Annotated in this window: 8 protein-coding genes and 1 pseudogene; 6 read left to right on the plus strand and 3 right to left on the minus strand. The window is 73.1% G+C overall.

Annotated features, from left to right (window positions below; genetic code table 11):
• Positions 1 to 205: 205 nt before the first annotated feature.
• Positions 206 to 955 carry a helix-turn-helix domain-containing protein gene (locus KS423_RS33505; RefSeq protein WP_224283524.1) on the minus strand — a complete coding sequence of 250 codons (750 nt, stop codon included), beginning with the start codon at positions 953 to 955 and terminating at the stop codon, positions 206 to 208.
• A gap of 272 nt (positions 956 to 1227) precedes the next feature.
• On the opposite strand from KS423_RS33505, the gene KS423_RS33510 reads away from it, so the two are divergent.
• The 5 genes from KS423_RS33510 to KS423_RS33530 all read left to right on the plus strand — a co-directional run bounded on the left by KS423_RS33510 (position 1228) and on the right by KS423_RS33530 (position 4866).
• On the plus strand, positions 1228 to 1893 hold the full coding sequence (locus KS423_RS33510; protein WP_224283525.1) for a DUF4097 family beta strand repeat-containing protein: 666 nt from the start codon (positions 1228 to 1230) through the stop codon (positions 1891 to 1893).
• A gap of 36 nt (positions 1894 to 1929) precedes the next feature.
• Positions 1930 to 2757, plus strand: a complete 828-nt coding sequence (locus tag KS423_RS33515; protein ID WP_224283526.1) for an alpha/beta fold hydrolase — start codon at positions 1930 to 1932, stop codon at positions 2755 to 2757.
• A gap of 148 nt (positions 2758 to 2905) precedes the next feature.
• Positions 2906 to 3556: a GNAT family N-acetyltransferase gene (locus tag KS423_RS33520; protein WP_224283527.1), complete on the plus strand. Its 651-nt coding sequence runs from the start codon at positions 2906 to 2908 to the stop codon at positions 3554 to 3556.
• Between the two features lie 186 nt (positions 3557 to 3742).
• The gene (locus KS423_RS33525) at positions 3743 to 4288 is read left to right on the plus strand and encodes an RICIN domain-containing protein (protein WP_224283528.1); all 546 of its coding nucleotides are present in this window, start codon (positions 3743 to 3745) and stop codon (positions 4286 to 4288) included.
• A gap of 23 nt (positions 4289 to 4311) precedes the next feature.
• Positions 4312 to 4866: an RICIN domain-containing protein gene (locus KS423_RS33530; protein ID WP_224283529.1), complete on the plus strand. Its 555-nt coding sequence runs from the start codon at positions 4312 to 4314 to the stop codon at positions 4864 to 4866.
• Between the two features lie 142 nt (positions 4867 to 5008).
• Here KS423_RS33530 and KS423_RS33535 read toward each other — a convergent pair whose 3' ends face one another.
• The gene (locus KS423_RS33535) at positions 5009 to 5725 is read right to left on the minus strand and encodes an HAD family hydrolase (protein WP_224283530.1); all 717 of its coding nucleotides are present in this window, start codon (positions 5723 to 5725) and stop codon (positions 5009 to 5011) included.
• An 80-nt stretch (positions 5726 to 5805) separates the two neighbouring features.
• Between KS423_RS33535 and KS423_RS33540 the strand changes: the two are divergent.
• Positions 5806 to 6009 (plus strand): annotated as a pseudogene (locus KS423_RS33540) (hypothetical protein); the annotation flags it as partial.
• A gap of 9 nt (positions 6010 to 6018) precedes the next feature.
• Here KS423_RS33540 and KS423_RS33545 read toward each other — a convergent pair.
• On the minus strand, positions 6019 to 6606 hold the full coding sequence (locus KS423_RS33545; protein WP_374120074.1) for a serine aminopeptidase domain-containing protein: 588 nt from the start codon (positions 6604 to 6606) through the stop codon (positions 6019 to 6021).
• Positions 6607 to 7018: the final 412 nt, after the last annotated feature.

The following is a 7018-nucleotide window of genomic DNA, read 5'->3' on the forward strand; positions in this document are numbered from 1 at the left end:
CTGCTCGGCGTACGGGCCCTGGGCGCGGTGCGCGGGCGCGGCGCCTTCGTCGCGGTCGCGGCCGGCAGCGCCCCGGTGGCCCTGCGCGGCATCCGCGTCGCCAACGTGTGGATCACCGCCGACGGCCCCGCCCTCGCCCACCTGTCCGCCCGCGCGCAGGAAGTCGGCCCCGCCGACGTCCCACTCCCCCGGCCCCGCGGCCCGGCTACCCCTCCCGCGGGGCGGGGTAGCCGTCCGTCGGGGTGGCGGGCTTGGTGTGGAGGACCTCGCGGGCCTGCTCGGCTGCGCGCACGATGCTCTCGCTGATGAAGTCGAGGAAGCGGGCGATGTTCTCCAGGCGGACGGCGGCGGGGGTGTCGGGGCCGAGGACGGCGACGCCCTGACGGGCGGTTTCGATGACCTTGTCGTTGGCCCGGGCGCTGGCGATGACCGCCTGGTAGTAGAGCTCGTCGTCGACGATGTAGCGGTCGCGGCGGCGCTCGTCGCGTTCCCGGCGCACCAGGCTCTGGCTCTCCAGGAAGGCGATCGCCTTGGAGATGGACGCCGGGCTGACCTGCAGGCGCTGGGCGAGTTCGGCGGCGGTGAGGCTGCCCGCGTCGGTGGTGGACAGGCAGGTGATCACCCGGGCCCCCATCCGGTTCAGGCCTGAGCCCATCAAAACGGTGGTGAGCTGCTCCTCGTACGCGGCCACGGCCTCGCTGTCACGCCCGTGCGGCTGCGGGCCCGACTGCGGCGCGCCGAGGGTGGCGGGCCGGCGCCGCTGGGCGCGGTGTTCGGTGGCGCGGTGGGCCAGGTCGGCGCGGTAGGCGAGGGGGCCGCCGTTGCGCATCACCTCGCGGGTGACGGTCGAGGTGGGGCGCTCCAGGCGCCGGGCGATCTCGGCGTAGGGGAGGCTGTCGGCCAGCCCCAGCGCGATCTGCCGGCGTTCCTGCTGGGTGAGCCTGCCTCCCGGCATCGCATTCTCCTCGGTGGTCGTCGCTGTGGGGTTCCCGGTCGACCCCACCATAGCGTTCACCTTCCACCCATTGCAATGATCGCAACAGCCGCCGTTGCATTACCCGACACACCCGTTGCAACAGTTTCCTGTCATTCACCTGCAATGAAGCAGTTTTGACGCAACGAACTAGTTGCCGACACCTTGAAAGCAACGTAGCGTTTCCAATGTCAGAAACGCCGACCGGGCAGGCCCCAACCGGGTCCGCGCCCGCACCCGTACAGGAGAGCACGATGCAGAAGTTCGACACCTGCGCCCCGATCACCGTCGTCCTGGACATCCCCGGCGGGCGCGTCCAGCTCATCGCCGCCGAGCGCAGCGACACCACCGTCGAGATCCGGCCCGCCCAGCCCGGCAAGGACCGCGACGTCCAGGCCGCCGAGCGGACCGCCGTCTCCTTCGCCGACGGCGTCCTGCGGGTCGTCACCGCCGCGGCCGGGCACCAGTTCCTCGGCCCCACCGGCTCCCTGGAGGTCACCGTCCAGCTGCCGGCCGGCTCCGCCGTCCGGGGCAAGGCCGCCGCCGCCGAACTGCGCGGCGTCGGCCGCCTCGGCGACGTCGCCTTCGACGGCGCGTACCGCCACACCAAGGTCGACGAGGCCGCGAGCCTCGACCTGACCGCCGTCGACGGCGACGTCGAGGTCGGCCGCCTCGCCGGCCCCGCCCGGATCAGCACCACCCGCGGCGACATCCGGATCACCGAGGCGCAGCGGGGCACCGTCGAGCTGACCACCCGGTCCGGGAGCATCACCGTCGGCGCCGCCGCCGGCGTCTCGGCCGCCCTGGACGCCGGCACCGGCCACGGCCGCATCGGCAACGCCCTGCGCAACGACGGCACCACCGTGCTCGACATCCGCGCCACCACCTCCCACGGCGACATCACCGCCCGCAGCCTCTGACACCGGCACCGGCTCCACACCATCCAGGGGGAAGACATGACCAGCAACGCCACACCCGCGACCGGCACGACGGCCTGGACCGGCATGGTGCCGGTCGACGACACCGCCCTGGCCGTCACCGACACCGGCGGCCCCGGCCTGCCCGTGGTCTACCTCAACGGCCAGTTCGCCACCCAGGGCTACTGGCGCCGGGTCCTGGCCGAACTCGGCCCGCGGTTGCGGCACATCACCTACGACGAGCGGGCCCGCGGCCGGAAGTCGAAGCGCTCCGCGGACTACTCCTTCGAGGCCGCCGTCCGGGACGTCGACGCCGTCCTCGCCGCCCGCGGCGTGGAGCGGGCCCTGCTGGTGGGCTGGTCCTACGGGGCGTTCGTCGGCGCGCACTGGGCCTCGCGCAACCCGCAGCGCGCCATCGGCGCCGTCCTGGTCGACGGCGCGCAGCCCTACGACTGGCTCACCGAGGGGATGGAGCAGCGCATCCGCAAGCAGTTCCGGCAGTGGGCCCCGCTCATGGCGCTGATGCGCCCCACCGGGCTGACCCCGCGGATGACCCACGAGCAGATGTCCGACTGCAACATCGAGCTCGGCAGGATCGGCAGCGCCCGCGAACTGGGCCCGGTGCTGGATGCCATCACCGTCCCGACCCGGTACGTGGTCGCCTCGGGGGTGTCGCTGGGCAGCCGCGGTGACGAGCAGGAGATGATCCGCGCGGTGCTGCCGTCGGTGGCCGAGCGCAACCCGCACATCGGGATCAGCGCGAAGGTCCCCAGCAACCACGGCGCGATCCTGAAGAAGGACTTCCGCGCCGTCGCGGACGCCGTACGCGAGGTCGCTGCCCTCGACCGGCCCGGGGCCGGTCGCTGACGGCCTGCCCACCCCCGCATCCGCCACCACCGGGCGGCCCGCCGCAACGGACGCGGCCGCCCGACACCGCGCCACCACGAGTGGCCCGGCAGTCAGGGAGGGTGGAAATGGCGGTGCGGGCCGCGCGTCGGCTGGGCACACTGGTTCGATGATCATCGACCACTGGCCCCTGCGGGGGCTGCGCGTGACCTCGCCCCGCCTGGAACTGCGCCTGCCGACCGAGGACGAACTCGCGGAGGTGGCCGATGTCGCCGCCCGCGGCGTCCACCTCCCCCAGGACCGCCCGTTCCTGACGCCGTGGGGCGAGCTGCCGCCCGCCGAACGGGCCCGGCACGTGATGCAGTTGCACTGGGCGCGGATGGGCCGCTGGAGCGCACAGGACTGGGCGCTGGACCTGGTCGCCTTCCACGAGGGGCGCCCGGTGGGCATCCAGGACATGCGCGCCAAGGAGTTCGGGGTGCGGCGCGAGATCGTCTCGGGTTCCTGGCTCGGACTGGAGTACCAGGGCAAGGGCCTGGGCACCGAGATGCGCGCCGCGATGCTCCATCTGGCCTTCGCGGAGCTGGGGACGCAGTCGGCGACCTCGCTCTCCTTCGCCGACAACCACTCCTCGCTGGCCGTCTCGCGCAGGCTCGGCTACCGCAGCGACGGCATCGACCGCGACGTCCTGGACGGGCGGGTGGTCGTCTCCGAGCGGCTGCGCCTGAGTCCCGAGGCCTGGGCCGAGCACGCCCGCACCCCGGTCACCGTCACCGGCCTGAGCGACGGCTGCCGCGCCCTGTTCGGCATCGGCGGCTGACCGGGCCCCCGCGCACGGGCGGCCCGGGCCTGCCCGGCCAGGATGTGACGGCCCGGACGGCATGGCGGTGGCGTCCCCGCCATGCCGTCCATCGTCTGTCTACCGGTTCTTCCTACCTTCCACTCACCTGCTCGTCGGCGATGCGAGGGCGTCGCCGCAGGACGGGAGCACGTCGAGAGGAACGCAGTGAAGAAGAAAATCGCCGGCGCCTTGATGGCCGGTGCCGCGCTGGCCGCCACCGTCACCCTGGCCACGCCTGCCGACGCCGCGGTACCGCAGGGCTGGGTCCACGTCCTGAACCTGGGCACCGGCCAGTACCTGGACGACTACGCCCACAACACCAACCAGGGCGCCCCGGTGTACACCTACGCGCAGACCGGGCAGTCCAACCAGTGGTGGTGGGTGGCCAACAACGACGGCAACACGGTCACCTTCTCCTCCTACGAGACCCAGCAGTCCGGCGGCCTCGGCGCCTGGTGGTACCGCAACCTCACCCGCGACAGCGGCAACCGCGGCGTCCTCGGCCCCCAGCAGCGCTGGGGCGCCGGCATCGGCTTCGGCGCCCTGCCCGGTGAGGAGCGCTGGTGGTACGCGGACGGTGACGCCGGGACGTACATCCACTCCAACGCCTGGAACGGCGACTGCCTGACCGCCCACGCCGGGGGCCAGGTGACGGTCGAAGGCTGCCGCACCGGCGACCACACCCAGCAGTGGGCCGTCATCTACAGCTGACGCACCGAAAGGAAACCTCCACCGTGAAGAACATCAGAAGGATCCTCACCGCCGCCGGGGTGTCCGTGTCCGTCCTCGCCGGTGTGTTCGCCGTGGACGCCCCCGCCCAGGCCGCCGTGCCCCGGGGCTGGGTCCACGTCCTGAACATGGGCACCGGCCAGTACCTGGACGACTACGCCCACAACACCAACCAGGGCGCCCCGGTGTACACCTACGCGCAGACCGGGCAGAGCAACCAGTGGTGGTACGTCACCATGACCTCCACCAACAGCGTCGTCTTCTCCTCCTACGAGACGCAGACGTGCACCGACTTCTTCTGCACCACCAAGACCTATCGGAACCTGCGCCGCAGCTTCAACGACACCGGCGAGCTGTCCGAGTACAACCCCTGGTACGACCCGTACGACAACACCGCGACCAGGTCGCGCTGGTGGTACGGGGCCGGCGACGCCGGCACGTACATCCACTCCGCCGACGGTGACCAGGGCTGCCTGACCGCCCACGCCGGGGGCCAGGTGACGGTCGAGGGCTGCCGCACCGGGGACCACACCCAGCAGTGGTCCGTGATCTACAGCTGACCCACCGCGGGTGGGCCGCGTCCCGGTAGAGCGGGCACGGCCCACCCGCACGCGTTGATCGCGCGTCTGCCGGCCGGGGTTGCGGTCCGTGCAACGGCGCTGCGGCGAAAGGGTGTTGCGGAAGCCGGGCGGTTCGCGGGCCTCAGGTGTGCAGGGCGGCGGGCAGGTCGGCCAGGGAGTGCAGGACACGGATGCCGTCGTCGACCGGGGTGCGGGAGGCGGCGCGGTCGAGCCAGAAGGAGTGCAGGCCGGCGGCGCGGGCGCCGAGGGCGTCGAGGTCGTACTTGTCGCCGACGTAGGCGACCTGGTGCGGGGGCAGGCCGAGGCGGGCGCAGCCGGCCCGGAAGATGCCGGGGGCGGGTTTGGCCTCGCCGTGCTCGTCGGAGCAGACGAGGGCGGTGTCGGCGAAGTGGTGCAGCAGCCCGGTGGCGTGGAGCTTGTCGCGCTGGTGGCCGGTGGAGGAGTTGGAGACGATGCCGAGCCGGTGGGTGGGGGCGAGGGCGGCGAGGACGGGGGCGGCGTCGGGGAAGGCGGCCCGGGCGGCGTCGCGGTGGGCGGTGTAGCCGGCGAACCAGGCGGCGGCGGCCTCGTCGGGCATGGCGGTGGTGTCCTCGCCGAGGCGGGCGAGGAAGTGCCGGGTGCGCTCGTGCTGCTGTGCGGTGAAGGTCAGTTCGCCGGCGAGGAAGCGCGCGTACTGCTCCTCCATGACCTCGCGCCACAGCGCTGTGGCCGCCTCGGGGTCGGGGAAGCGGCGCAGCAGGTCGAGTCGGTGCAGGTGGGCGAGGATGCCGGCGCGTTCCGATCCGGTGTAGTCGAAGAGGGTGTCGTCGACGTCGAAGAGCACGCCTGTGATGGGCATGTGGGGTCCTTCCGTTGTCGGTGGGGACCGCTGGGGTCCGGTCCCAAGATCGCACGACGGTACGGAAGAGGGGGTCGACGATGGGCAGCGGGCACGAGGGGTTCTCCGCCGAGGAGCGGGCGGCGATGAAGGACCACGCGCAGGAGGTGAAGAAGGCCGCGCGCAGGGCCTCGCCGGCGCAGCAGGCGGCCGAGGCGCTGCGCGACGTGCCGGCGAGGATCGCCGAGATGCAGGAGGGCGACCGGGTGACGGTCGAGCGGGTGCACGCGGTGGTCGAACCGGCGGAACGAGGTTCAGGCGTCGAAGCGGATCTCGGGCCAGCGGGGTGTGGGGGCGTCCAGCAGGGGGGTGGGGATGCCGCGCAGGTGGAGGTTGAAGTAGGCGGTGAGGTAGGCGCGTTGGGCGGCGACGGCGCGGTGGGGGTCGCCGGTGCCGAGGAAGTGTTCCAGCTGGTCGGCGGGCCAGGCGAAGACGCTCTGGCCCTGGGGGACGAGCAGTTGGAGGTCGCAGTAGGACAGGTGTCCTGAGCGGGTGAGGGTCAGGCGGCGGCGCCAGCCGGTCAGGTGTGGCCACAGGGTGTCCCACATGGCGTCGCGGGCGGGGCTGTCCCAGGCGGAGGCCATCAGCAGCAGGGGGCGGGCCTGGTCGGCGGTGGCGCTGGTGTTGAACAGGGGGCCGTCCAGGACGGCACCGGCGCGGATGCGGGGGTCGTCGTGCAGGGCCTGGGCGGTGGTGGCGCCGCCCATGGAGTGGCCGAACATGCCGACGGCGTCGAGGTCGAGGGTGGTGTGGAGGCCGGCGGGCAGCGGGCCGCTTTCGAGGCGGTCGAGCAGGCAGCGGGTGTCGGCGGCCCGGTAGGCGACGATCTCGGCGTCGGTCATCGCCTGGACGCGGGCCTTGTCGCGTACGTCGAGGCGGTGGCCGGGGAATTCGACCTCGCCGGCGTCGTAGGTGTGGTCGACGGCGGCGACGACGTGGCCGTGGGAGGCGAGTTCCTCGGCGAGGGCGGTGTTGAAGGCGCTGTCGGCGCCGGAGCCGTGGGAGTTGAGGACGACGGGGTGGCGGCGGGTGCGGTCGGCGGGCGTGGGTGGTGGGCCAGGTGAGGCGGGCGTCGGGGACGGCGAAGTAGGCGGCCTGGAGGTGGGCGGTCTCGGCGGGGCTCATCCACGGTGCGTGGGGGCCGCGGGCGCCGGGGGCCGCGGGGTACCAGAGGCGGGCGCGCAGTTCGCGCGGGCGCGGCACGGGGGCCCAGGCGTCGGTGCGGGCGGGGTCGGTCAGGTACAGCAGGGCGGT

It is taken from the genome of Streptomyces sp. LS1784, assembly GCF_020103755.1.
Lineage (GTDB): Bacteria > Actinomycetota > Actinomycetes > Streptomycetales > Streptomycetaceae > Kitasatospora.

Excerpts from the sequence above, each read along its gene's own strand:
- KS423_RS33505 (WP_224283524.1), bottom strand. The coding sequence starts at position 955 with ATGCCGGGAGGCAGGCTCACCCAGCAGGAACGCCGGCAGATCGCGCTG.
- KS423_RS33510 (WP_224283525.1), top strand. The coding sequence starts at position 1,228 with ATGCAGAAGTTCGACACCTGCGCCCCGATCACCGTCGTCCTGGACATC.
- KS423_RS33515 (WP_224283526.1), top strand. The coding sequence starts at position 1,930 with ATGACCAGCAACGCCACACCCGCGACCGGCACGACGGCCTGGACCGGC.
- KS423_RS33520 (WP_224283527.1), top strand. The coding sequence starts at position 2,906 with ATGATCATCGACCACTGGCCCCTGCGGGGGCTGCGCGTGACCTCGCCC.
- KS423_RS33535 (WP_224283530.1), bottom strand. The coding sequence starts at position 5,725 with ATGCCCATCACAGGCGTGCTCTTCGACGTCGACGACACCCTCTTCGAC.
- KS423_RS33545 (WP_374120074.1), bottom strand. The coding sequence starts at position 6,606 with ATGACCGACGCCGAGATCGTCGCCTACCGGGCCGCCGACACCCGCTGC.